A 25448-nucleotide genomic window follows, 5' to 3' on the forward strand; every position below is an offset into this window, starting at 1 on the left:
TCATTATTCTACTTTTATATTTGAAATAACGCATTCAATAAAAATTGAAATCATTTTGATCGAAATTTTAAAGAAATCAGGAAAACAATTTATAACCATGAATATTATGAATATTAAAATATAAAAAAATATTTTTTTTACATTATTATTATTAAGAAAAACGTATTTATTTCTTTTATGTTTTTTATAAAGTATTTTATTTATATAAATAAATCCAGTAAAACCAACATAGAATAAAAGAAAAAATATAATTATTTCTACATTTTTTAAAAATAAAATACTTTTATTTAATGCAAAAAGCAATATAAAAATAAGTATAAGAACAAACACAGTGTTAAATATAAAATAAGAAATCTTTTTGTAAATTTTCCTTCTTAAGCAGATTAAAATTTTCCTTGAATTTAAAGACACCAATATTACTAAAAATATTTCTATAAAATAAAAAAAATATGTAACAAAAGAAACATTAGGATTTATACTACATTTATTAAATAAAATTGAAATACTTTTTAGTAAGCCGATTATTGCCATAATTATTAATGGCGTTAATATATAAAAGTCTTTAAATTCATTAAATCTAGAAGGTCTATCAGTATCTTTAATTATCATTGGATTTTGAATGATTAATTTAACAAAATAAATATAACTAACTATAAAGATAATTGATAAACCTAAAAAAATAAACATAAATATTTCATTAATTTTAAATAATCCTGATTTTTTTAAACAATCAATAAAATTGATATTTAATCCATATAATAAAATAAAAATTAAAGAGAATACTGTAGCAAAATTATTAATATAAGCAAATTTAAAAAAATTAAAAAAGAATTTCTCCATTCTTTTCCCTCTTATTTAAGATGATTAATTTTTACAAATTTTTAATATTTATAAATCTTATTTCATATTTTTTAAAATCATTTTCAAAACATAATATTGATCATTTTATATTTTGTGTTTATTGTATTCTAAAAATCTTTCAAGATTATTTGCAACTTGTATTAATTCGTTTTTTCCGTTCCATTTCAGTTTTTTAATTTCTCTTATATTCATTTAGTATCCTTTTTGTTTTTTGAGGGTACTTTTTTTTTAAAAGTACCCTCAAAAAGTAACCCGCCAACATAATTTTATCATTATACAAAAATGCCTATATCCAAGCAAATTTTATATATTTTATTTGTTACTGTTTAGAAAAGCCGAAATTATAAGTTTTATGAGATGATATAGATTTATAAAAAAGTAAGTAATGAAATGTAGTTAAAGTAAAGTTTATTCCCCTCCCATCGCATCATAAACATGATTACAGAAATAAGCGTCTGTCATCATTTAGTTAATCCGTATCATCATTTTTATTACATTATTTACAAAAAAACAACCAAATGTTTAAATTAAAAAAACTGAAAAATATGAAAATTTACACACTCATATATTTAAAAAAAGAAAACAACATTTATTTAAGCCGACAGTCTCTGTCTTAAAAATCTGACTTCTTCTAAGATTCCTTCTTCCGGAAGATTCATTTCTATAAAGTTTAGCATTCTGTTTACAATATTTTGTATACCTTTTGACTCTTTTATATAATCCATTTCTTCATCAATTCTTTCAAGCAATGCTAAAACAAAAGGTATATTTCTAATTTCTCTTTTTAATATAATTTCCAAATTCGGATATTTTTCATCATAAATGTATGCAAATTTCCTCTTTTCTTTGCTTAATTGTTCTTGTTCAAAATCAATTACTTTATTTTTATCTAATGAATATTCAATATAACGTTTATTTTTATAACTCGGCCTTCTTCTTAGCTCATCAAAAATTTTTTTTGCTTTTTCTATATTTCTTAAATCAAATTCTTCAGTATCAAATACCACTTTAAAAACTTCAACATCGTCAAATTCACCTGTTTGAGGATTAAAAAACGGTATTTCATTAAGTTCTTTTATTTTTTTCAACTGTTCATTGTCAAGTATTCCTATTATTTTATTATCAGAGAAAGCAAAAAAAGGAGAAATTTTATTAATCAAAAAACCAATAACGAATTTTCTTTTGTCTTCATTCATATGACCATCAATAATTACTAAAAAACCTTTATTTATATTTTTGGCAATATCTATAAAACTACTATATTTTAAAGCATTGTTTTCATCATAAAAAGAGTTTATTTTTTTAACATCCAAATTGGATAAAACAGAAACCAGTTCAAGTTTAAATTTACTTTTCTTTTCTTTCGGAATTTTACATTCTTTAAAAAGCTCTAAAATTTTTTCTTTCGCAAAACTGTTTTTTTGCTTTATTTCCTTAAGTTCAGTTTCAAGCTCTTTTATTTTTTGTAATAAAATATTAATCATTGTTTTCCTTTAAAAGCTCTTTAGCGTACTCTATGGCTTTTTGTGATTTTTCTTTCCCGCCGATAATTCTTGCTATTTCTTCTATTCTTTCATTTTTATTAAGTTCTCTAACCATACTCTTACCATCTTTTTTTTCTACTAAAAAATGTTTATTCGCTTTACTTGCAAGCTGTGGCTGATGTGAAATAGCGAAAATCTGATATTTACTGGAGAGGTATTTAAGTACTTCAGCAACGCTCATGCTCTCCTCTCCACTTAAATTAGCGTCTATTTCGTCTAAGAACAGAGTCATCTCCTGATTTTCGTATTCAAGTTTACTTGCAAGCATTGCAACTCTCAATCTGTTAAACTCTCCAGTAGAAATGGTATTTATATCAATTTCATTAATTATAATTTCAACATTATCTATACCCAATCTATTTAATTCAGTTTTGTTAAAAACAATTTCAGCTTTAGGCATATAAAGTTTTTCTAAATAATAATTGAGTTTTTCATTTAATTTTTTTGCTGTTTTTTTTCTTTCGTCACTTATAATATCGGCCAGACTATATAAATCTTTTGAAATTAATTCAAGTTTTTTTTCAAGATCTTCTTTTTCAAAACTAAGATTTTCTAACTTTTCAAGCTCTTTTTTCTTCTCTTCATAATATTCAAGCGCTTCTTCCACACTTCCATACCTTCTAATTAAATCTTGAAGGTTCGAAAGCCTCTCAAGCACTTCTTCAATATCAACATTTTCAAGATAGTCTGCTTTTTCATTGGCTTTATCTATGGCAATTCTCAGTTCATTCATAGCATTAGAGAAAAATTCACTTTCAAGTCCACTCATTTCAAGCAATTCATATACACTGTATTCAAAATCAAATATTCTCTCAACTTCAAATACTTTTTCCTTAATTTTTTCTATTTTGCTTAAATCTTTCTTTATTTCCATCAACTCTTCAAATTCACCATGTTTCGGATCAATTTTTTCTATTTTTTCAAGTTCGTATTTCAAAAATTCTTTTTTTTCAGCAGCTTCTTTTTCCAAAAAAAGCACTGTGTGTAATTCTTTTTGTATTGATTTAAATAAATTATATTTTTCATTATACGTTTTTAAGTTTTGATGATGTTTTTTATTATCATTCATTTTATCCAAAAGCAGTAGTATGTTTTCGTTTTCAAATTCTTTTATTTCTCGTAAAGATAAATAATTTAAAAATTTATCAGCTATTTCTCTTATAATTTTTCTACTCACCGCCTGATTATTAATAAAAAACCTGTTTTTATTTTTTTTCATTTGTTTAAATATCAGAATGTCATCTTTTTCCAAACCAAACTTTTCTAAATCAATATCCGCATCAACAATTGCCTCACCAAGTTTTGCGTTTAAATCAAAATAACCGAAAATCGAAAGTATTCCCCTCATTAATACGGATTTACCCGCACCGCTTGGACCTGTAAATACTATAAGGCCTTTACTGAATTCAAGTTCCACTTCACTGAACTCAAGCTCAACCTCATCAAACGTTACGTATTCTTTTAAATACACCCTTTCAATCATATCTGCACCTTAATTCTACATTCTCAATTCTCAATTCTCCATTCATTATTTCCCGTCTCCCCAATTCAGTTTTTCCCTAAGTACCTCAAAATAGTTTCTCTCAAGCCTGTGTATAAGTTTTGCGGGATTGTCGGCTTTTTTAATTTTTATCTTGCCTTTCATATCGAATATTTCCTGCCCGTCAATTATTAATTTGGCCTTATTGTTTTCCACTTCAAGTTCGATCTCAAAATGGCTCGGAAGAATAAGCGGTCTTTGTGTCAGTGAATGAGGGCATATAGGTGTTAAAATAAAACTCTCAGTCAGAGGATACACTACAGGCCCTCCCGCACTGAGATTATAAGCCGTTGAACCCGTAGGGGTAGAAATTATCAGTCCATCACCGTAATATCTGTTTAAATGGGATTCATTGGTATCTACGTTTATGTGTATCATAGAAGATATAACATCTTTACTTATTACCACATCGTTAAATGCGTAAAGTTTTGTATTTTGAAATTCAACCTCAATTACCATCCTCTCATCCACCCTGTATTCACCCTTTAAAAACTTATCTAAAAACTCTTCAATATTATCGGGATTTATATCGGTTAAAAAGCCAAGTTTCCCGGCATTTATCCCTAAAATAGGCTTATCGAACTTGTAACTTCTTCTCGCTACCGAAATAAGTGTTCCGTCACCTCCTAAAGTTACTAAAAAATCAACGCTTTCACACATTTTTTCAAAATCCATTCCAAGAATTCCTATAAGTTTTGCGGAAACCATATCAATATAAACTTCAATGCCTTTTTGTTCAAATATTTTTTTAATTTTAAAAAACAGATTTTTTAAACTATTGTCAACTGTAGGCTTTAGAACAAATCCCGCTTTCACTGTTTCCCTTTTTTTCTATAATTATACCAATTTATAAAGTATATTAGTTTTTGTTATATAATGGAAAAAAATTATTATTTAATAAATTTATGCTATAATAGTACGTAACAAACAAAAAGGATTTACAATGGACAGAAAAAAATCAATAGAACTACTAAATAAAGCGGTCGCAGAAGAATTAAGCGCAATTCATCAGTATATGTACTTTCATTTTATTTTGGATGATCTGGGATATGATTTGCTTGCCGGAATATTTAAAAAAACAGCAATCGACGAAATGCTCCATACGGAAAAATTTGCTGAGAGAATTTTATTTTTAGGCGGAGAAATAGAAATGAAACCGGCACACGAGGTGGAACATATAAGAGAACCTCATAAAATGCTCGAATGGGCAATGAACAGCGAAGAAGAAGCAATGGAAATGTATAATGATTTCGCAGTAGAATGCACACAGGCAAGAGATGCGGGAACAAAACAAATATTCGAATCTATTATTGCAGATGAAGAAAGGCATTTCGAAGGTTTTGAGCAGGAGTTTGAAAATCTTAAAAAGTTCGGAGACAGATACCTTGCCCAGCAGGCGATGGAAAGAAGTAAAAGAATGGGAATTAATCCGGCAGAATAGATAAAATTTCTTTTCTTGCCTTTTCGGCTTTTAGAATATACTTTCTTTTTTTCACGTATGCGTAAAGAAAGTCTTTATTCATTTTTTTACACAATTTCTCACATTTATAATAATCATGGGCTTTCCCTAAAGCATCCTGAATTTTCTTAAATTCTTTTTCATAATCTTTATTTGTATATCTACATGCTTTTATTTTCAGTCTCAAGCGATGCAGTTCTTTGTCATTTTTATTTAAAAACGTTTTTTCTAAAAGTTTTTTGCAGGAAATTAAATCAATTTTTATTTTTTCTTTCGCAGGTATTTTTTTAAATTCAATTTGTTTAAGAAATTTAAGAAATTTTTTATTTAATTTTTTTCTTCTTTTTTTAAGAAATTTTTTTATTTTTTTATTTTTACAGATTTTAAGCAAAACATCAGTATCCCTGAGTTTGGAAGAAGCATTTAAAATTTTCTCACACCCTTCATCACTAAATCCATCTTTTTGAAGCAGAGAAATTTTTCTGCGGCATTCAATCCTTAAATCATGGAGTGTTTTGGCGTTTTGTTTTTTAATATATTTTTTTATGAGTCTTTCCACAGGTTTTTCCTCTCGTCATGGAATATAACGCTTGTAGGATAAGCAAGCTCGAGTTTCGAGTTTTTAATAATTTCAAGTACTTTAAAAAGAACATCCTGTTTAACTTTAAGCCACCCTTCCCAGTCGACCGTAATAGAAAACGCGTAAACAAGTATATTCATCGAATAATCGTCAAATTCATCTAAATAAACAAGTAGGGTTTTTCTGACCCCGTATTTATCCTCAATGGAAAAAAGCGTGTTTTTCATCATTTTTTTTCTAAGTTGTGAAGCGATTTTACGGTCTGTTACAATTTGCGGGTGGTGTTCGAGCATTGTTCTTATCTCGGAAATAACCCTGTTGAGTTCCTGTGTGTCTGTAGTGTATTTGATTTTTATCCAAAATTTAATACGTCTTCCTATGATTCTTCTTGACCAGTTTTTGACCCACTGGTTTGCAAGTACTGAATTAGGTATGGTTATAAGGGAATTGTCAAACGTTCTAATCTGAGTGGCCGTAAGCCCTATTTCGGTTACGAAACCTTCAAAATCTTTTGTTTCTATCCAGTCTCCCTGATGGAAAGCGTCTTCACTCACAAGCCTTATAGAATCGAAAAAGTTGCTAAGGGTATCTTTAGCCGCAAGCCCCACGATTACACCACCGATTCCCAAAGATGTGATAATAGCCGTTAGGTTGACACCCAAATGTGAAAGTATGAGCACAAAAACTACAATAACCAAAAAAACTTTTGTTAAATTTATCACCAATAAAAACAGCTCTCTCCTGACATTCGCTTTTCTTGCAAGTTTTACAGAAATTATTGTATATACCACATATTTAAATATCTCATAAAAAGCCCACGCTATCAGAAATAAATTAATATAAAACGCTATATTTTCATATGGAACACCCCATTTTTTAAGCCAAAATGTTATGACATTAAAATTTATTAATAAAAGTAAAGGAATTCCAATTTTATTAACCCGTGAATAAAAAAGTCTATAAACTAATTTTTTTCTTTTTTTAAAAAGAAAGATTTTTAATTTTTTACTCATCAACGGGTAAAAAAAATCTAATAACACAACTAATATTGTAATTATAATTTCTTTCATTTTTAGCCTTTTGGGACTATAAGGACACAATATCTGGTTTTATCAATTCGCCTTTGCAAAAATTATAGCACATTTTGGTATAATTGCGCCTAAAAAAGGAAATTAATGAGAACTCATTATTGCGCCGAAGTTAATGAAAACTTAGTTGGTCAGAAAGTTGAGCTTGTAGGATGGGTTAACTCTCACAGGGACCACGGGGGTGTTATATTTATCGACCTCAGGGACAAAAGCGGAATCGTACAGATTGTTGCAGACCCGGCTGACAGCACAAAAGCCCATAAAGTTGCGGAAGAAATCAAAGACGAATATGTTTTAAAAGTAAAAGGTCTTGTTAGACTCAGAGGTGAAGGACTTGAAAACCCTAAACTTAAAACAGGAAAAATCGAAGTAGTTGCGGAAGAAATTATCATAGAAAACAAAAGTGAGGTTTTACCATTCCAAATCGGTGATAAAAGCGTAAATGAAGAACTTAGACTCAAATACAGATATTTAGACCTTAGAGATCCAAATAGCCTTAATACGTTTATTTTAAGAAGCAAAGTCACAAAAGCTATCAGGGACTATTTTGAAAGCAACGGATTTTTGGATGTTGAAACTCCGATTCTTACAAAATCGACACCTGAAGGTGCAAGAGACTACCTGGTACCGAGCAGAATCCATCCGGGTGAATTTTACGCACTTCCACAATCTCCTCAGCTTTTCAAACAGATTTTGATGGTGGCGGGATTTGACAGATATTATCAAATTGCAAAATGTTTCAGGGATGAAGACCTCAGAGCCGACAGACAGCCTGAATTTACACAGGTGGACGTTGAGATGAGCTTTGTTGAAGAAGACGATGTAATCGCGGCAATCGAAGGTATGATTAAAGAAGCGTTTAAAGTAGCTGGCGTTGAGGTGTCTCTTCCGATTCCGAGAATGACATACGCAGAAGCTATGGAAAAATACGGAAGCGACAAGCCTGATTTAAGATTCGATTTGCCTATGGTAGACGTAATTGATGAGTTTGTTGATTCAAACAATGAAATTTTCAGCACTATTGCTAAAGATAAGAAAAACAACAGATTCAAAGCGCTTAAAGTTCCGGGCGGAGATAAGTTCTACAGCAGAAAAATGTTAAAAGAACTTGAAAACTTCGTTAGAAAATTCGGCGCAAAAGGTCTTGCATACATTCAAGTTAAAGAAGAAGGGCTTAAAGGTCCTATCGTTAAATTTATGAGTGAAGAGTCTTTAAACAAAATGATAGACAAACTAAAACCTGAAGTCGGTGATATCATTTTCTTCGGTGCGGGTGATAAGAAAACAGTTCTTGATTATATGGGAAGACTAAGAGTTAAAATAGCAAACGACATGGGATTAATTGACGAAAACGAATATAAATTTACGTGGATTGTTGATTTCCCTATGTTTGAAAAAGATGATAACGGCAACCCTACTCCGCTTCACCATCCGTTTACTATGCCGGATATGGATACATGGGATGAAGAGGATTTCGAAAGCATCCAGTCAATCGCATACGACCTTGTTCTTAACGGATATGAAATCGGAGGGGGAAGTATCAGGATTCATAAAGAAGAAATTCAGGAAAAAGTTTTTAAAATGCTCGGAATCGATGAAATGGAAGCAAAAGAAAAATTCGGCTTCCTGCTTGATGCACTTAAATTCGGTGCGCCTCCTCACGGAGGATTCGCTCTCGGGCTTGACAGGGTTATTATGCTCATGACTAAAACAGACAACATCAGAGACGTTATAGCATTCCCTAAAACACAAAAAGCACAGTGTCTTTTAACAGGGGCACCTGGTGAAGTTGACAAATCACAACTTAAAGAACTTCACATAAGAGTAAAAAAACCAAAAGCGGATAATGAATAAGAAAATAAGCGAAGTTACAAACTTAACTTTGGCAAATTTAAAAAAAGGCGATGTTTTTAAAATCGTAGGATTTGATAAATCCTGCGGCAATTTTAAACAAAGACTTAATGATCTTGGTATTTCAAAAGGACAAATCGGACAGATTATAAACAAATCCCTTTTCGGTCCGATTGAAGTTGATATTGAAGGTAGAAAACTGGCCTTAGGGCGCGGAATGACTAAAAAAATTTATGTTAAAAAGTTTGAATGTCCTATATTGTGATGGTTGATAGTTGATGGCTGATAGTTGGTGGTATAATTTAATAAAAAAACCAAAGGAGAGATAATGAAAAAACTGTTTTTAATAATCGGAGCACCGGGAAGCGGTAAAACTACGGATGCTGAACTTATAGCTGAAAGAAACTCTGATAAAATCGTTCACTATTCTACAGGTGACTTGCTAAGAGCTGAAGTGGCAAGCGGAAGCGAACTTGGTCAGACAATAAAAAGCTATATCGATAACGGTAACCTTGTACCGCTTGAAATCGTAATCAATACAATCAAAAGCGCAATTGAAAAAGCACCAAAAGATATAGTATTAATCGACGGTTTCCCAAGAAGCGTAGAACAGATGAAAGCACTTGATGAAATGCTTAAAAACACCGACGATATCGAGCTTGTAAGTGTAATTGAAGTTGAAGTTAGCGAAGATGTGGCAAGAGAAAGGGTTTTAGGAAGAGCAAGAGGAGCTGATGACAACGTTGAAGTATTCAACAACAGAATGAAAGTATTCACAGAACCTCTAAAAGACATCCAGGACTTTTACAGTGCACAAGGGAAACTAATCAAAATCAACGGTGAAAGAACTATTGAAGAAATCGTTGACGAAATGGAACAGGTGATTAAAGAAAAAGCCGGAATTTAATGAAAATCTTTCAGGTAATTATCGGTACTGAAATTCTTAATGCAAGAAGAGAAGATTCACACTTTCACTTTTTAAGAGATCTGCTTATAAAAAGAGGATATGAACTTTTCTCCTCTTTTATCATAAAAGACGATCCGAAACTCATTAAAGATGTTTTTACATTAATAAAAAACACCCCTAATTCAATGCTGTTTTGTTACGGCGGAATCGGAGCCACTCCGGATGATTATACAAGACAAATCGCAGCTGATGTTTTTACGAACGGAGTAATGGAATATAACAAAGAATTTATCAAAAAAATCGATTCAAAATTTCCAAATGAGGACAATACAAAAAAATACACGCTCGCATACTGGCCAAAAGACGCAAAGCCTTTATGGAACAATCCCGTAAACGGCTTTCCGGGCTTTTATATCAAAAACAGATATTTCTTTATGCCCGGTTTTCCGCAAATGGCACATCCGATGAGTGAAGAAGCTATACAGAAGTTTCTCCCGAAAAAAGAAATTAAAAAAAGATATTCTCTTATTGCATATGCAAAAGAGTCCGAAATGCTTGATATTATGAGAAAAATCCCTGAAAATATCGAGTTTTCAACACTGCCGAAACTTGATTATACAAGTGAAATTTCCTTCTGCGGAGAAAATTCCAAAGAAATTTTTGAATGGTTTAAAGAAGAATTAAAGAAAAATAATATAAAATATAAAGAAATAAACTAATAAGGCAATAAATGAAAGTTAAACCTAATGAATATTTAAAAAAACTTACTTGTTTATATGTCGAAGATGATGAAAATATAAGAGAAAGCTTTTTAATAATTTTAAATAAAATATTTAAAGAGGTTTTCGTAGCAAAAAACGGGAAAGAAGGCTTAGAACTTTTTAAAAAACACTCTCCCGATATCATCCTATCAGACATTAAAATGCCAATTATGGATGGTCTTGAGATGTCAAAGGAAATTAAAGCATTAGATCCTGATGCTTACATAATATTACTAACCGCATTTACCGATATCGAGTTTTTAAAAAAAGCTATCGATTTAGGAGTAGAGGGATATATTACAAAACCTGTAGATAAAAAAAAGCTTTATCATAAACTTAACTTTTTAGCCGAAATAATTAAACACAAAAAAGAAGCTGAAGAAAATTTACAATTGTTAAACAAAATATTTGAAGAACAAAACGATGCGGTAATTTTGGCTAAGCATAACGACATAAAACTTAAAAATTCTACATTTATTAATGAATTCGGAGATTTTAAAACATTAGACGATTTGGAAGAATATTTAAATATAGATTTGATTTTCGATGAAAAACCAAGTATAGTAAACATTGAAATCGGAGATTCGATAAAAACATATGAAATATCATATAAAAAAGCTGATGAAAATCATAAAATCATTACATTCAAAAATATATCTGAAATAAATAAAAAAATATACACCGATGAACTTACAAAAGCTTTTAATAGAAAATATCTAAGTAGTATTTCAAATAAACTTTTAAATAAAAATCTTTGTTTTATTATATTAGACATTGATAACTTTAAACAGATAAACGATACTAAAGGACATTTGATTGGTGATATTGTACTGCAGATTTTATCTGAAGTTATAAGAGATAATTTACGTAAGGATGATTACTTTATCAGATGGGGAGGAGAAGAATTTTTGATAATTCCTAATAATGTGGAAGATTCTGAAACAGCCGCTAAAATTGCCGAACATTTAAGACAAGCCATTGAAAAAACAAACTTTATGGAAGTTGATAAAGTAACATGCAGTTTCGGGGTTTCGTGTAATAGTGTAAAAACAAAAGATGATATAAAAAATCTGTTTAAAAAAGCTGATAAAGCGTTGTACAAAGCAAAAGAAACAGGAAAAAACAAAGTAGAGGTATTAAAATGACACTGTATTATTTATTATTACTAACAAGCATAGTTATTACGGCATTTGCCGTTTACAACTTTATCAAGATTTCAAAAATTGAAAAAAACATGAATAATTATCTGTTCGCCATAACAAGCGAAAGGGGATATTATGTGGGAGCTGTGCTTTTCTCACTTGCGCTAATGGCTATTTCGGCCTTTCAGGCAATGCCTTTTGTGTTTGATATGAGGGTATTCAGTATTGTATTTTTCTTTTTTTCAATATTTTTATTATCACTCTCTCATCTTGTGTATCACAACGCAGTAATTAAAAAGTGCAGTGATTACAAAGAGTTTTTTAAAGATTTTGAAATAGATTTCAGCAACAAATGCGAAAAACTTATGTTGAAATATATATATTCAAAAGAAAAAGACATAGAAAAAATGAAAGATATCTTCAAAAGAAACAGACATCTGTGCAAAGAGCAGAAAAAATCAAAAAAATAGATCCCCTCTTTTATTTTTACTTATTATTAATAACCAACACACATCTTAACCATTTATATTTTGATACCATAAAGAATAATCATCAATGAAACACAATAATAATTACCTGACACCATACGGGTCATATTTATTGTTTCTTTATGAATAAAAATGCAAACGTGTATGAAATATTTGACGGTTGTTTTTTAATTAAAAAATTCTTTGAGAGTAAAAAAGGGAAAAACCCTTAAACCTCAACGGGTGTTACGTGATGGTTTAGTCCAAGATCTTTTGCGTCAATTCCAAAAGCAAGTCCTATCATCTGAGGCAGATGAAGTACCGGCATATTAAATTCTTTATTTACATGTTTTGCAGCAGCTTTTTGTTTAACGTCAAGGTTTAAATGACACAGCGGACAAGGCGTAACCATCATCTCAGCTCCGTGTTCACTCGCATCGATTAATGCGTTGGCTGTGAGTTTTTCACTTACAGGCGTATTTTGTAAATCAACATGAAAACCGCAGCATTTTATTTTGCTCTCATATTCAACCGCTTCACCCATAAGCACTTTAATCAAGCTCTCAATGGCGTTCGGTTTATAAGGGTTTTCATTCAGATTCGCGCCGTCGTGTGTTTTTGAAGGTCTGATAATATGGCACCCGTAAAAAGGCGCTACTTTACTGTTAAGAGGTTTTTTTACATGTTTTGAAATCTCTTCAAGCCCAACATCTTCAAGAATGGCATATAAAAAGTGCTGGACTTTTGAACTTCCCGTATATGTATAGCCCACTTCTTTTAGTTTTTCGTTTACTTTTGCTTTGAGTTCTTCATCGCTGTCAAGTTTTTGCTTGGTGTTTTCAAGCATAAGCTGGCACGTATTGCAAAGCGTTACGAGTTTAAGTCCTCTTTTTTCGGCAAGGCAGATGTTTCTGGCATTCAGCACAAGTGATAAAAACTCGTCAAAATCCTGTAGATGGCTGGCCCCGCAGCAGCTCGCTTCATTAAGTATCTCTATTTCAATTCCAAGCTCTTTTGCCACGGCAAGTGTTGATTTTAAAAGTTCCGGCGTAGATTCTTTTGCCGTACATCCGGTATAAAGTGCGTATTTCATATTAATCCTTTAACTCGTGTGTTTGGGATATTTCGATAAGTTTTTGTATCTCTTCAAGGCCTTCGCTTTTAGGCATCTGCCAAGGCAGTTTGATTTTACCTTTCATAAACATAGCCATGGCTTCAGGCATATGACGTACAACGTTTACGCCTTCACTGTAAAGTACCAGCATTCCCTCATCAAGGATTCCGTGTTTTTTAATAGAATGTACAAAACCTTCGGCGTGTTTGGTAGCGACGTTTCTTTTAGCCACTCCCTCTTCGAATACCTGGTTATGCAGATGTGTGATTTTCGTAAACGGATCAACCCCTTTAGGACACACCTCAATACAAGCCTGACATTTCACACAGTCCCATATACCGATTCCGAGTTTATCCACAAGCTCAAGCCTTTCTTTTTTAGCCTCATCCCTGACATCAGCCGTAAACCTGTATGTTTTGGCAAGCGCCTGAGGTCCCAAGAAGTCCTTATTAGCCCTTACACTCTCACACGCATAATAACAGCACCCGCATGCAATACAGTAATCAGCTTCTTCTATCATTTCAACAAGTGCCGGTTTTATCAGATTTTCGCTTTTTGGATGTTCATCAATCTCCGCAATCAGATAAGGTTTGACTTTAGCGTTTTTATCCCAGAAATCTTTTTTATCGTTAACCAAATCTTTTATTACTTTTTCTTTGTTTTTGCTAAGCGGCTCTATCACAAGAGTATCTCCGAACATTTCAACAGCTTCTTTTATGCTTGTCTTACACGCAAGCACGTTTTTGCCGTTCAGTTTGATGGCACAGCTTCCGCAAATACCGTGTCTGCAGCTTCTTCTGTAACTGAGGCTTCCATCGATTTCCCACTTGATTTTATTTAGTGCATCAAGAATTACACCGTCGTCGCTCATATCAAGCGTATATTTTTCATAATGAGGTTTTTCATCTACTTCCGGGTTGTATCTATATACTTTAAATGTTACTTCCATCACCTATCCTTTAATATTTACGCTCTTGCGGCTCGAATTTTGTAATTTTTACTTCACCGTAATCAAGTTCTATTTCCCCGTCTTTTAAATAACCGAAAGTATGTTTTAAGAAGTTTTCATCGTCTCTTTTCGGATAATCCTCCCTGTAATGAGCTCCGCGTGATTCTTTTCTGTTAATCGCACCTTCAACGATAAACAGAGCATAATCCAGCATATGCCCAAGCTCAATAGCTTCTTGAAGGTCTGTGTTGTAAAGTTTACCTTTATCGTCAAGTTTTATGTTTTTGAATCTTTGACGGAGTTCTTTTAGTTTTTCTTTGGCTTCAAGCATAGTTGATTCTTCTCTGAAAACCCCTACTTTCGTACTCATGGTTTCCTGAAGCTCGCTTCTTATTTGAGAAACTTTTTCGTTTCCGTTTGAATTTAAAAGCCCTTTAACTTCGCTAAGCATATTTTCCGCTTCTTTTGCGTTTGCTTCTTTAAATTCAATATTATCAAGATCTTTTAATATACTCTGTCCCGTCCATCTTCCGTAGAAAAGCGCTTCAAGAAGCGAGTTTGCACCGAGTCTGTTTGCACCGTGCACGCTTACACAAGCACATTCACCCGCGGCATACAGTCCTTCTGTAAGCTCTGTAGGAGATTTTCTTATATGCCCGTTTATATCCACAGGAATACCGCCCATTGAATAGTGAGCAGTGGCTGAAATTAAAATAGGCTCTTTTACCATGTCACGCCCGAGGAAAGTGAGTGCCAAGTCACGAAGTTCAGGAAGTCTTTCGTTGATTTTCTTTTCACCTAAGTGGGTCAGGTCAAGATATACCGCAAAAGGATCTTCTTTTGCTCCTCTGCCTTCGATTATCTCTTTCATAATCGCACGGCTTACCACATCCCTTGGAGCCAGTTCCATCTTCTCAGGAGCGTATTTTTCCATAAATCTTTCGCCGTTTCTATTAAACAGCCTTCCACCCTCACCCCTTGCGGCTTCACTCATTAAAATACCGCTTCCGGCAAGTCCCGTCGGGTGAAACTGTACAAATTCCATATCTTCAAGAGGAATACCGCGTCTTGCTAAAATAGAAAGTCCATCACCTGTATTCGCATGCGCGTTTGAGTTTACCTTAAACGCCCTTGCATATCCGCCTGTAGCGAACATTACGGCTTTTGCGTTAAAGATTGCAGGTGTTAGATCTTTTAAGTTATATGCGACAACCCCGTACGCTTTACCGTCTTCATACAACACATCGGCCACATACCATTCATCAAGCATTAAAACATCTTCTCTTACACACTGCTCATACATTGTCTGTAAAAGAGTAAGTCCCGTTCTGTCTTTTGCAAAACACGCTCTCGGACGGCTTTGTCCTCCAAACGGTCTTTGAGCAATTCTTCCGTCTTCCCTACGGCTGAATACCGCACCCATCCTTTCAATCCATCTGATTGTCTCAGGTGCTTTTTCACACATAAGCTCAACCGCATCCTGATCCGCCAAATAATCACTACCTTTTACTGTATCGAATTTATGAAGTTCTACATCGTCATCATCGGCAAGCGCCGCGTTTATACCGCCCTGAGCGGCACCCGAGTGGGAACGAAGAGGATGAAGTTTTGTTAAAACCGTTACGCTTTTTCCGGCTTTTACAAGCTCCCTTGCGGCAGCAAGCCCCGCAAGTCCCGCACCTACTATAACAACATCACTTTTATATACGGCTACCATATTAATCCTTTAATCCCAAATCCTCTAAAATAGCATATGCCGCATCTCTACCGTCCCTTGCCGCTGTTACAACAAGATCCGCACCTCTTACGGCGTCACCACCGGCATATACTTTCGGATTTGTTGTTTGGTATCTTTCGTTTACTTTCGGACATCCCCATTTGTCGGTTTCGATTCCTGCATGCTCATACCAAGCAAATTTTACGTTATCAAAACCAAGGGCTAATATAATTATATCACAAGGAATTTCAAAATCACTTCCTTCAACAACCTGAACTCTTCTTCTGCCGCTGCTGTCAGGCTCACCGAGTTCTGTTTTTTGGCATATAATTCCCACAACATTTTTGTTTTCGTCAACTTTTACGGCTTTTGGAGCGGTATAAAACATAAATTTAACACCCTCTTCTTTTGCGTTAATCACTTCTTTTTTACTTCCCGGCATATTAGCCTCATCACGTCTGTATACACACGTAACTTCCTTCGCACCGCTTCTTACAGAAGTTCTGACCGCATCCATCGCACTGTCACCGCCTCCTAAAACAACAACCTTTTTATCTTTTAAAATACACTCGTCAAAATCTTTAAACACCCTTTTTTGCGCGTGAGTTAACACATCCATTACGTGATACACTCCGTTTGCGTCTTCGTTTTCCATTCTCGCACCCCTGCCGCTCGGAGCACCGACACCTATAAATACGGCGTCAAATTCATTTACTAATTTTTCAAACTCTTCTTGGGTTAAAATAGGATGATTCAGATGCAGTTTAAGACCCGCCTCCTCCATCCATTTAAATCTTCTGAAAATTACGTCTTTGTGAAGTTTGAAATTTGGAATTCCGTATGTTAAAAGCCCTCCGGGTCTGTCTGATTTTTCAAATATTTCAACATTCGCACCGCCTCTTAGAAGATAAGTCGCACAGCTCATCCCTGCAGGTCCGCTTCCGATTACGGCCACTCTTTTTTTTCTTTTTTTATCTTCTCCGTAGTATGGTTTTAGTCCCTGTTTAAACCCTTCTTCGCTTATAAACACTTCAATCGCGCCGATTGCCACGCTTCCGTGCTCGGTTTTAGCAATAGTACACGCACCCTGACACAGATTATCGTGTGGACAAACCCTACCCATTACTTCAGGAAAAGGAGATGTTTCATTGCTGAGTTCAAACGCTTTTTTAAGGTTGCCGTTTCTTACTTCCCTAATCCACTGAGAAATATAGTTACCTAAAGGACATCCCGTTCTACAAAAACTGAACTCACTGTCCATTCCTCTCATAATATCGATAGGACACGTTATACATCTTTTAGCCTGCTCAGTGGCTTCATCTTGATTAAATTCAATATATACGGGTTCAAAATCTTTTCTTCTTTCTTCAGGATCTCTTTTTCTCTGAATTTTCTTAGGAATTCTTGTAAAATCTTTTTTCATTGTCACTCCTTCACTTCTATATATTCTATATGCATCTCTTCACCGGCGATAATTTTCGTTTTTTCGCTGCCGCATACGGGACAGTGAAAATCAAAGCCTTTAATATCACTCTCATTTCCGCAGCCGAAACATTTAATTCTTACATCAACTTCTATAATTTCCATTTCAGCCGTTTCGCAAACCGTGCCTTCTTTGAAAAAATCAAAACTCTCTTTTAAAAAATGAGGCTCAATACCGCTCATTTTGCCGATTTTGACTACAAGTTTTTTTACTTCTTTACCCTGGCTTGCTTTTTCAACGATTTTCATCATTGACTGGACTATTGACAACTCATGCATTTTGATTCAGTCTCTCAAATGCCTCGTTTTGTTTTTTCGCTTTATATTCCGTATAATCGATTAGACTTAACGCATCTGTCGGACATACGTTTACACATGCCTGATCACCCTCAGTTCCTCCACACAGGTCGCATTTAAGTGCGACAAGTCCAGTTACGTTTGTAGACTGGCTCGGTGCCATTACAATAGCCCCGAAAGGACAAACCATAGCACAGCTTCTACATCCTATACAATCGTCTTCGTATATTTTTACGTAGTTGTTTTCATATTTGATAATATCTATCGGACACGCGTTTACACACGGTGCGTCCTCACACTGCATACACTGCATAGGTGCTGTCAGGTTTGCATGTTTTATTACCGTGTTTCTGTGTATTAAATCAATTCCCTTAAGTCCCATATCATATGCTTCTTCAATACTTACGCCCATGTGGCTTGCTGCACACGCAAGCTCACAGTTCAGACATCCTATACATTTACTCGCATCCGCAAATATAAACTTATTAGCCATTTATTCTCCTTTATATTTTTTAAACCTTCACAACTTCACAACTTACCTACTTCACAACCCACTTATCTTTCCGTACATGAAATACAAGGGTCGATACTGTTGAAAATCACAGCGACATCACTAAGTTTATTACCCGGGATCATAACCCTTAAGGCCTCCCAGTTCATATATGTCGGAACCCTCCATCTCATTCTTAGAGGTTTTTGGCTTCCGTCAGTTTTTAGATAATAAATAAGCTCACCCCTTGGAGCTTCCGTTCTTGTAACAGCTTCACCGGCAGGAATGTGAGGTCTTTTTTGTGTTACCACAGGACCTTCAGGAAGGTTTGTAATCGCCTGACGCACAAGTCTTATGGAATCTTTAACTTCCCTCCATCTGACTTTCATTCTTGAATATACATCTCCTCCCTCTTCCAAACAGACATTCGGTTTAAGCTCGTCATAAGCGGCATAAGGCGCTTTATCCCTGACATCATTGTTTACACCGCTACCTCTGGCAGTCGGACCCGTGACTCCGAGTCTAAGCGCTTCTTCTTTTGGAAGCACTCCGACACCTACGGTTCTTGCTTTTGTTATTTTAGAATTGAAATATATATCCATAAGCTCATCAACCTGAGGTTCGAGTTCTTCTAATCTTTTCAAAATATATTCAATCTGACCTTCGTCAAGGTCGTATTTCACACCGCTTAGGGTGTTGGCGCTCATATCCATTCTGTTACCCCAGATAGATTCTTTAATATCCTGCATAATTTCTCTCGCTTCCATTGTCTGGGTCATAAGAGAATGAAACCCTACAAGGTGAGCAAGCATAGAGAGGTTAAACATATGTGAAGCTATTCTTTTAACTTCATCAGCCACAACCCTTAAATAATTAGCTCTTTTACTCACTTCAATACCCGCTATTTTTTCCACGGCCATTACATATGTAAAAGGATGGTTGTTCGAACACAGCGAACAAACCCTCTCTGTCAAAATAAGATTTTGAAAAAAGTTTTTCTGCATCGCGAGGTATTCTATTCCCCTGTGAACAAACCCGTTAATCATATCTACATCCGTTACCGTTTCACCTTTTAGGTCTATTTTAAAATATATAGGCTCCTCAAGTCCTATATGAAACGGCCCGATAGGAATTTTAGTACTCATCTTTGTGCCTTTCACTTTCGATTTTTTCCCACATACAGCATGTTGCAGCTCCGTTCATTGCCTGAGAGAGCGGCATATATTCACCGAGTATCCCCTCAGCTATACTTTCATCAAGGAAGAGTCTTGCAGGATTCGGATGCCCTATAAGTTCAATTCCGAACATCTCTTTAAACTCCCTTTCGGTCCAGTTTGCAGAATTAAGTATCAGAGTAATAGAATCAACCTTATTGTCAAACAGTTCCACTTCCACGTTCAAAAGCATTCCGTCTATGTCAAGATGATATACAAGCACGTGGTGGTCGTCTTTTTTATATGCACTGATAATCACGCATCTGCCTCCAAGTTCTTTGACTACCTCCGCAACGTGTAAAATGTCTTTACGATTATGAAGTTTCAGCCATATCTGAATATTTCCTTTTTCGTCTTTTTCATCTCTTAATTCATAATCCCCCGTGAGCCTTTCTTTAAGCTCTGTTATAACTTTTTGTTTAAGAGTTTCTTTCATTTATGCAACCTTTCAAATGCGTCTTTTTGTCTGCACTTAGGACAAAGTGTTAAAAATTTCTCTATTGATTCGTTTACGTGAGGATATGCCCTTTTTAGAAGTTCATAGCTTGGCGCCATAAAATATTCGCCACATTTTTCGCATTTTACTTCAGGTACGGCGGCAACCGTAATAAATTTGAATTTTTCAGCTTCGGTGTTTGCGGTATGAAAGTCATTTGTAAGTTTAATAGCCCCCGTAGGACAGAAAAACTCGCAGTTACCGCAAAAACAGCATGTGTTGTACCATGTGGTATGAACGTAAACGTTTTCGTTTTTTGTTATATGAATAGCACCTGAAGGGCACACCTCCTCACAAGTTCCGCATGCCGTACACGCTTTGGCGTCAACTTTTAATTTACCTCTTAATTTATCCGGTATAAACGTAGGACCGAACGGATACGGATCAGTTGTCGGTCCTTTTAATAAGTTCCTTATCGCAATTTTTAAAAACCCGCTCATTTCATATCCCTTATTTTTTGTTTCCAAATTTCAAGCGCTTTAGCAACACCGTCTATTATCGCCTGCGGTCTTGGAGGGCATCCCGGAACGTTTACGTCAACCTTTACGTATCTATCAAGCGGTCCCTCAATAGCGTATGAATCCCTAAAAATTCCGCAGCTTGTTGGACAGGTCCCCACAGCCACTACAACAAACGGATTAGGAAGTTCATCTAAAACTTCCAGTAAATACGGTTTACTTCTTGCCGTTATAGGACCGGTTACAAGCAAAATATCAGCGTGTTTCGGACTTCCTGTATATCTGCACCCGAGTCTTTCCACATCGTATCTCGGTATCATGGCAGTTGTCGCCAGTTCCACGTCACACCCGTTGCAACTGCCTGTATTGATTCTGAATAAAAACGGGCTTCTTGTAATAATACTCATATCAGTCCTTTTACAGATAAAATCACTAAAACAAGCGTAATCAAGCTAAGAGTTGTAGGAACGATAAGTAAAAACTTAAACGCCTGGTCGATTCTGTAGCTTGGCAGAATTGCATGTATTAAAGAAAAAAACATTACAAATACCACCGTTTTAGCTATAAACCATAACAGGTTTAACATCGCATCATCCGCAATCACCACCGGGAAAAAGAAAATTTGAAACACGATACTCAAAAGTACTATTTTAAGAGCGTCTGTCATTTCATAAATTGCAAGAGGAATTGAGCTGTGTTCTATTAAAAATCCGTCCATTACGTCGGCGTCGTTATGATGCGCTATTTGAAACGGAGGCAATTCAAGCGTAGCAAGAACAAAAATAACAAAAGCTATCACCGCCGGCCAGAATTTCCAATCAAGCAGAAAACTTCCGTGAGTCTGCTGATATTGCATAATTTTTTTAAGTGAAAACACAGCATCGCCGTGCCCTACATATAGTGCGATACTAAAAGCGATAATCACAAACACCATCTCATACACAAGCATCAACTTAAGTTCCCTATTTACCGCAATCGCCGCATAAGGAGAACTTGAAGCACCACCGCCTAAAATATGTGCAATAGCAGGAAGCGCCATTACGTAAATCAGCAGTATCAAATCGCTGTTAACACCGCTTCCTTCATATACACCGGGAATCGGAATAAAGTATAACATCGCAAGCATTCCCGCAAACCCGATTAACGGAGCGTATTTAAACACACTCTCTTTTGCGTCTTTGGGAATTAATATTTCTTTATTAAAAAGTTTAACGACATCAATGAAGTTTTGATAAATCGGAGGTCCTACACGCCCCTGCAGCCTCGCAACCACAATTCTTTCAAGAGACAGCATAAAAATACCGAGTGCCAGGGCAAAAAGCCCTCCGGGAAAAATCAGAAAATGAATTATATTAGCGCTCAACGTATCCTCCTTTTAATCCGAATACTTTTTTTGTGATACGGATAATTTTTTCGATCAGCTCTATTACGCTTTCATAGAAGTTATGGGATTTGATATGCAGATCTTTTTCACTTAAATCCCTTACACCTGATAGGAAAATATGGGTTTTTCTTGTTTTTTTGTTGTATAAAAACATCAGATAACCGATAACCAAAGCCGCAATCAGATACGCTGCAAGCGTAAACAGGTTAAGATTGTCCCCTCCCATGCATACGGATGTTGCGCTTATGCATATTGTGTTGAATCCGAAAGTCTCTAAGATCATATTGATAGGTTTAAGTGCAAGATACGGGAATATTCCCAAGATAATATTTAAAACCGCCAAAATTATCATAGGAACAGACATGAAAAGATCTACTTTTTCTATTTTTTCAAAACTTTTATCCATTTTTCCGAAATATGCACTGTGCATAAATTTAACAAATACAAGAAGAATCATTACGCTTCCAAGAATCGTAAGAATCGCCAAGAACACATACCCTTTAGCCATAAGTGCATGATAAATCATCCATTTTGATACAAAGCCGCTAAACATCGGAACACCGGCAGTCGCAAACACAGCCACCATAAACACCGCAAAAGTAATAGGCATTTTACGTGCGATTCCTCCGAGTTTATCTAAACTGTCGATTCCAGTTTTATAAAAAATAGCACCTGCACTCAAAAACAGCAGGTCTTTAAAAAACATATGGTTAATTAAATGAAGCATTCCCCCGGCAAGCCCTTCGCTTGTTACAAGGGAAACACCGGCTACGATATATCCGATTTCGGCAACCGTTAAGAAAATAAGAAGTCTTTTCATAGAATTTGTAAGAAGTCCGAAACTTGCCCCCATGATAATGGTGATCACACCCACAACAGCCGCAAAATGGGCAATCGAATCGATTGCGAGCATTTTAGTAAGGCTCATACCAGCGGCTATCAGATAAAACATCATAATCAGCATAAAAGGCCCGGTTTTTAGCATCACTGATGAAATATATCCGCTAATAGGAGTCGGAGCGGGTTTCGGGTGCATTTGATAATCGATTCTGACAGGAAACTGTGCAGCTTTTGCAAGGAATCCTACAGTTAAAAGTGCAACCGCGAAAATTGTGTAACTTGTTAAAGGCATCATTTCAAACACGTCAAAATAACTTCCGTAATGCATTACGATGCTGAGTCCTATCATAATAACACCGGCACCGGCAAAATTGTAAATAAGATATTTACTGGCTTCAGTAATTGAATATGAATCCTCTTCATGAACAAGCGCAATATACAGCGCCCATCCGCCCATTATCTCCCAGTAAAAGAACATCGAATAAATACTGTCACTTAAACTAACCCCTATAATACCTATAATCATTATCATAAAGTTTGCAAAAAACCTGTACGGTTTATGTGAGTGATCCATATACCTCGCCGCATATAAAAAGTTTAAAACAGCCATAAACAGCACAAGAGCCGCAAAAAATTCACTGATACCGAAACTGTTTCTAAGAACACTCAAAAACGCCAGGAATGAAAAACTCGCAGCCAAAATTCCGGCGTTTTTACTTGTTTTTCCAAAGAAAAACACAACCGCCGCACCTATAATCATTATAGTAACGCTAAGAGGAATATGCAATGCAAATTCCGGCTGAATTACATTTGCGTGAATTGTAGCGCTTATTGCCTGATTTATAAACCCTAAAACGGCATTTGGGAAAATACCGAGTAAAAACGAAATAAACGCCAACAGATAAACAACACCGAGTTTGAGCCCGCCTACATTTTTAAACTCTTTAGAAGAATTATATAAGAAGATATATTTAAATACCCTGAGCATCCCGATAAATCCGATAACGGCACCTGCTATAAGTCCGAAAGCCGCAAGGTAATTATGAGTATCCGTAGCGGCAAATATCATTAAAAACTTAGAGTTAAAATTCCCAAAAGGTGGAAATGCACTTATAGCAAAGATGCCTATTCCCAAAGGAAATGCGAGGATCGGCAGTTTTTTACCTATACCTTTTAAATCGTCAAGGTTTCTACTACCGGCACTCATTATTAAAAGACCGGCACTTAAAAATAAAAGATCTTTTACCACCGCATGGTTGATAATATGATACAGCGCCCCACTTAAAGCTGCTGTGCTCATTAGTCCTAAAACCGTGATAATTTCACCGATTTGTCCTATGGTGGAATATGCCAGAAGCCTTTTTAGATCTTTTTCAAAAAGTGTTTTAATCTCACCGTAAAAAAGTGTCACAAGTCCTATTCCTATCAACAGATAAGAAAAAACAAGCGCATGAAAATTAAATATATAAACGATTGCGATTATTCCGAAAATCCCGGCTTTGGTTAAGATACCGGAAAGCGGCGCGGAAATACTGCTCGGTGCTTCAGGGTGTGCCACAGGCAGCCATTTGTGCATCGGCACCATACCCGCTTTTACCCCGAAACCAAGCATTAACAGTATCGCAGTGCTTAAAGAAAGGTTTTTAACTTCCGAGAAACTCTCAATCCCAAAAGCGTAAAAATTAGAAAACGCAAGCTGAAGAAGATACGCACCGGCAATACACATTACAAAATAAAGTTTTGCCGCACTTATCGACTCATCGCTTCTTGAATGCATAATGAGCAGATATGAAGATATTGTCATAAGCTCCCAAAACAGATAAAAACTCTCAAAACTTTCACTCATTGCAACTTCAATCAGTGCAACACCCAAAACCGCCAAAGCGGAATAATAAAATGTTTTATATGTTTTTATATAATCAAACGAATATAAAAACACCATTGTGATTATAAAAGCAAAAATCAATGCAAAAATGCCTCTGATTCCGTGATAATCAAACCCAAACGCCAAATGGAAAGAATTTATATTACTGAAGAGTTTAGGAATTATCAGATAAACCTGAGGCAAAACAAAAACCGCAACACCAGCCAGTGTAAAAATCCCGACAGGCAGTATGTTTTTTACTTTATCCAGTACGTTTTCACCTTTTGCAAAAACGATTTTTTCAAAAAGCGTAATTAAATAAACCGCCTGAATAATATTTATCGCCACAATCATATATCCAAGCTCAAACATTCCCGAACATGTAAATGAATTCAAAATCAACTGTTTGGAAGTAATAAGAGAAACGCCCAAACTTCCAAAAACAGCAAACCCGAACACTGCACCCCATTTGTTAAATCCGACACCTTTTAAATCCTGCAGATTTGTTGAGTTTTTAAAATTAAAAAACTCATACAGCATCAAAAACGCCAGAATTCTGAAAACAGCCTGATATTCAATATGCAGTATTGCCGCACTAAGTGCGGAAGAACCTAAAAAAGCTATACCAAGATACAGCACTTCAGCAGTACTTGCAACAATAAACGACTTTTTTACGTCATTTACGTTTATTAAAGCAAACACTTTGAGTGCGAGAATAGCTAATAAAAACAAAAATACGACAGCTTCCACTCTCACTCCTTTAAATGATTAATCATTCATATTTTAAAATGAAATTAATTTATTTTTAAGTTAAAAGAGAGTTATAATTAAAATTAATGAATGATTGTTTATTTTCTACACATAAAAAGATAAAAAAAGTTTTTTTGTCCATTGATTATAATCAATGCTCTTTTAGAAATGTTATAATAGAATTAAATAAAAA

General features: G+C 34.9%; 25 protein-coding genes. 7 read left to right on the top strand and 18 right to left on the bottom strand.

Annotated elements, in window-relative coordinates; genetic code table 11:
- Positions 1 to 3: 3 nt before the first annotated feature.
- The 4 genes from NAMH_RS05110 to NAMH_RS05125 all read right to left on the bottom strand — a co-directional run bounded on the left by NAMH_RS05110 (position 4) and on the right by NAMH_RS05125 (position 4761).
- Positions 4 to 840: a hypothetical protein gene (locus tag NAMH_RS05110; RefSeq protein WP_015902577.1), complete on the bottom strand. Its 837-nt coding sequence runs from the start codon at positions 838 to 840 to the stop codon at positions 4 to 6.
- Between the two features lie 614 nt (positions 841 to 1454).
- Entirely contained in the window at positions 1455 to 2345 is an 891-nt protein-coding gene (locus NAMH_RS05115) for a hypothetical protein (protein WP_015902289.1), read from the bottom strand.
- On the bottom strand, positions 2338 to 3888 hold the full coding sequence (locus NAMH_RS05120) for a DNA repair protein RecN (RefSeq protein ID WP_015902510.1): 1551 nt from the start codon (positions 3886 to 3888) through the stop codon (positions 2338 to 2340). The genes NAMH_RS05115 and NAMH_RS05120 overlap by 8 nt, the downstream gene beginning before the upstream one ends.
- 45 nt (positions 3889 to 3933) lie before the next feature.
- Positions 3934 to 4761, bottom strand: coding sequence for an NAD(+)/NADH kinase (locus NAMH_RS05125; RefSeq protein ID WP_015902413.1), 828 nt, complete (start codon positions 4759 to 4761; stop codon positions 3934 to 3936).
- 127 nt (positions 4762 to 4888) lie between these two features.
- On the opposite strand from NAMH_RS05125, the gene NAMH_RS05130 reads away from it, so the two are divergent.
- Entirely contained in the window at positions 4889 to 5386 is a 498-nt protein-coding gene (locus NAMH_RS05130) for a bacterioferritin (RefSeq protein WP_012663569.1), read from the top strand.
- Here NAMH_RS05130 and NAMH_RS05135 read toward each other — a convergent pair.
- Positions 5370 to 5963 (bottom strand): CHAD domain-containing protein, encoded by a 594-nt coding sequence (locus NAMH_RS05135; protein ID WP_012663547.1) that lies wholly within the window; start codon positions 5961 to 5963, stop codon positions 5370 to 5372. The two genes, NAMH_RS05130 and NAMH_RS05135, sit on opposite strands and share 17 nt — an antisense overlap.
- Positions 5948 to 7054 carry a mechanosensitive ion channel family protein gene (locus NAMH_RS05140; protein WP_015902107.1) on the bottom strand — a complete coding sequence of 369 codons (1107 nt, stop codon included), beginning with the start codon at positions 7052 to 7054 and terminating at the stop codon, positions 5948 to 5950. The genes NAMH_RS05135 and NAMH_RS05140 overlap by 16 nt, the downstream gene beginning before the upstream one ends.
- A gap of 105 nt (positions 7055 to 7159) precedes the next feature.
- On the opposite strand from NAMH_RS05140, the gene aspS reads away from it, so the two are divergent.
- The 6 genes from aspS (at position 7160) to NAMH_RS05170 (ending at position 12203) form a co-directional block, all read left to right on the top strand.
- Positions 7160 to 8926 carry an aspartate--tRNA ligase gene (gene aspS / locus NAMH_RS05145; RefSeq protein WP_015901936.1) on the top strand — a complete coding sequence of 589 codons (1767 nt, stop codon included), beginning with the start codon at positions 7160 to 7162 and terminating at the stop codon, positions 8924 to 8926.
- The gene (locus tag NAMH_RS05150; RefSeq protein ID WP_015902739.1) at positions 8919 to 9188 is read left to right on the top strand and encodes a FeoA family protein; all 270 of its coding nucleotides are present in this window, start codon (positions 8919 to 8921) and stop codon (positions 9186 to 9188) included. The genes aspS and NAMH_RS05150 overlap by 8 nt, the downstream gene beginning before the upstream one ends.
- 63 nt (positions 9189 to 9251) lie before the next feature.
- Positions 9252 to 9830 carry an adenylate kinase gene (locus tag NAMH_RS05155; protein WP_015901762.1) on the top strand — a complete coding sequence of 193 codons (579 nt, stop codon included), beginning with the start codon at positions 9252 to 9254 and terminating at the stop codon, positions 9828 to 9830.
- Positions 9830 to 10549 (top strand): competence/damage-inducible protein A, encoded by a 720-nt coding sequence (locus NAMH_RS05160; RefSeq protein ID WP_015902804.1) that lies wholly within the window; start codon positions 9830 to 9832, stop codon positions 10547 to 10549. The genes NAMH_RS05155 and NAMH_RS05160 overlap by 1 nt, the downstream gene beginning before the upstream one ends.
- Positions 10550 to 10560: 11 nt before the next feature.
- Positions 10561 to 11736 carry a GGDEF domain-containing response regulator gene (locus NAMH_RS05165; RefSeq protein ID WP_015901924.1) on the top strand — a complete coding sequence of 392 codons (1176 nt, stop codon included), beginning with the start codon at positions 10561 to 10563 and terminating at the stop codon, positions 11734 to 11736.
- Positions 11733 to 12203, top strand: a complete 471-nt coding sequence (locus NAMH_RS05170; protein ID WP_015902437.1) for a hypothetical protein — start codon at positions 11733 to 11735, stop codon at positions 12201 to 12203. The genes NAMH_RS05165 and NAMH_RS05170 overlap by 4 nt, the downstream gene beginning before the upstream one ends.
- A gap of 226 nt (positions 12204 to 12429) precedes the next feature.
- On the opposite strand, the gene NAMH_RS05175 is transcribed toward NAMH_RS05170, so the two are convergent.
- The 12 genes from NAMH_RS05175 to NAMH_RS05230 form a co-directional block, all read right to left on the bottom strand.
- Positions 12430 to 13293 (bottom strand): CoB--CoM heterodisulfide reductase iron-sulfur subunit B family protein, encoded by an 864-nt coding sequence (locus NAMH_RS05175; RefSeq protein ID WP_015902444.1) that lies wholly within the window; start codon positions 13291 to 13293, stop codon positions 12430 to 12432.
- A 1-nt stretch (position 13294) separates the two neighbouring features.
- Complete coding sequence (locus NAMH_RS05180; RefSeq protein WP_012663782.1) at positions 13295 to 14263, bottom strand: succinate dehydrogenase/fumarate reductase iron-sulfur subunit; 969 nt, start codon at positions 14261 to 14263, stop codon at positions 13295 to 13297.
- 10 nt (positions 14264 to 14273) lie between these two features.
- Entirely contained in the window at positions 14274 to 15980 is a 1707-nt protein-coding gene (locus NAMH_RS05185) for an FAD-dependent oxidoreductase (protein WP_015902160.1), read from the bottom strand.
- A 1-nt stretch (position 15981) separates the two neighbouring features.
- Complete coding sequence (locus NAMH_RS05190; RefSeq protein WP_012663480.1) at positions 15982 to 17403, bottom strand: glutamate synthase subunit beta; 1422 nt, start codon at positions 17401 to 17403, stop codon at positions 15982 to 15984.
- Between the two features lie 2 nt (positions 17404 to 17405).
- Positions 17406 to 17741 carry a hydrogenase maturation nickel metallochaperone HypA/HybF gene (locus NAMH_RS05195; protein ID WP_012663774.1) on the bottom strand — a complete coding sequence of 112 codons (336 nt, stop codon included), beginning with the start codon at positions 17739 to 17741 and terminating at the stop codon, positions 17406 to 17408.
- The gene (locus NAMH_RS05200) at positions 17734 to 18252 is read right to left on the bottom strand and encodes a 4Fe-4S dicluster domain-containing protein (RefSeq protein WP_015902210.1); all 519 of its coding nucleotides are present in this window, start codon (positions 18250 to 18252) and stop codon (positions 17734 to 17736) included. Before NAMH_RS05200 ends, NAMH_RS05195 begins: the two co-directional genes overlap by 8 nt.
- A 62-nt stretch (positions 18253 to 18314) precedes the next feature.
- A complete protein-coding gene (locus NAMH_RS05205; protein WP_015902767.1) occupies positions 18315 to 19394 on the bottom strand; it encodes a hydrogenase large subunit in 1080 nt (359 codons plus the stop codon).
- Positions 19384 to 19899, bottom strand: a complete 516-nt coding sequence (locus tag NAMH_RS05210; protein ID WP_015902030.1) for an NADH-quinone oxidoreductase subunit C — start codon at positions 19897 to 19899, stop codon at positions 19384 to 19386. The genes NAMH_RS05205 and NAMH_RS05210 overlap by 11 nt, the downstream gene beginning before the upstream one ends.
- Entirely contained in the window at positions 19896 to 20399 is a 504-nt protein-coding gene (locus NAMH_RS05215; RefSeq protein WP_015901972.1) for a 4Fe-4S binding protein, read from the bottom strand. Before NAMH_RS05215 ends, NAMH_RS05210 begins: the two co-directional genes overlap by 4 nt.
- Complete coding sequence (locus tag NAMH_RS05220; protein ID WP_015902170.1) at positions 20396 to 20824, bottom strand: NADH-quinone oxidoreductase subunit B family protein; 429 nt, start codon at positions 20822 to 20824, stop codon at positions 20396 to 20398. The genes NAMH_RS05215 and NAMH_RS05220 overlap by 4 nt, the downstream gene beginning before the upstream one ends.
- Complete coding sequence (locus NAMH_RS05225) at positions 20821 to 21780, bottom strand: respiratory chain complex I subunit 1 family protein (RefSeq protein ID WP_012663679.1); 960 nt, start codon at positions 21778 to 21780, stop codon at positions 20821 to 20823. The genes NAMH_RS05220 and NAMH_RS05225 overlap by 4 nt, the downstream gene beginning before the upstream one ends.
- Positions 21770 to 25255 carry a complex I subunit 5 family protein gene (locus tag NAMH_RS05230; protein ID WP_015902820.1) on the bottom strand — a complete coding sequence of 1162 codons (3486 nt, stop codon included), beginning with the start codon at positions 25253 to 25255 and terminating at the stop codon, positions 21770 to 21772. The genes NAMH_RS05225 and NAMH_RS05230 overlap by 11 nt, the downstream gene beginning before the upstream one ends.
- Between the last annotated feature and the right edge of the window lie 193 nt (positions 25256 to 25448).

The organism is Nautilia profundicola AmH, assembly GCF_000021725.1.
GTDB classification, from domain to species: Bacteria; Campylobacterota; Campylobacteria; order Campylobacterales; family Nautiliaceae; genus Nautilia; species Nautilia profundicola.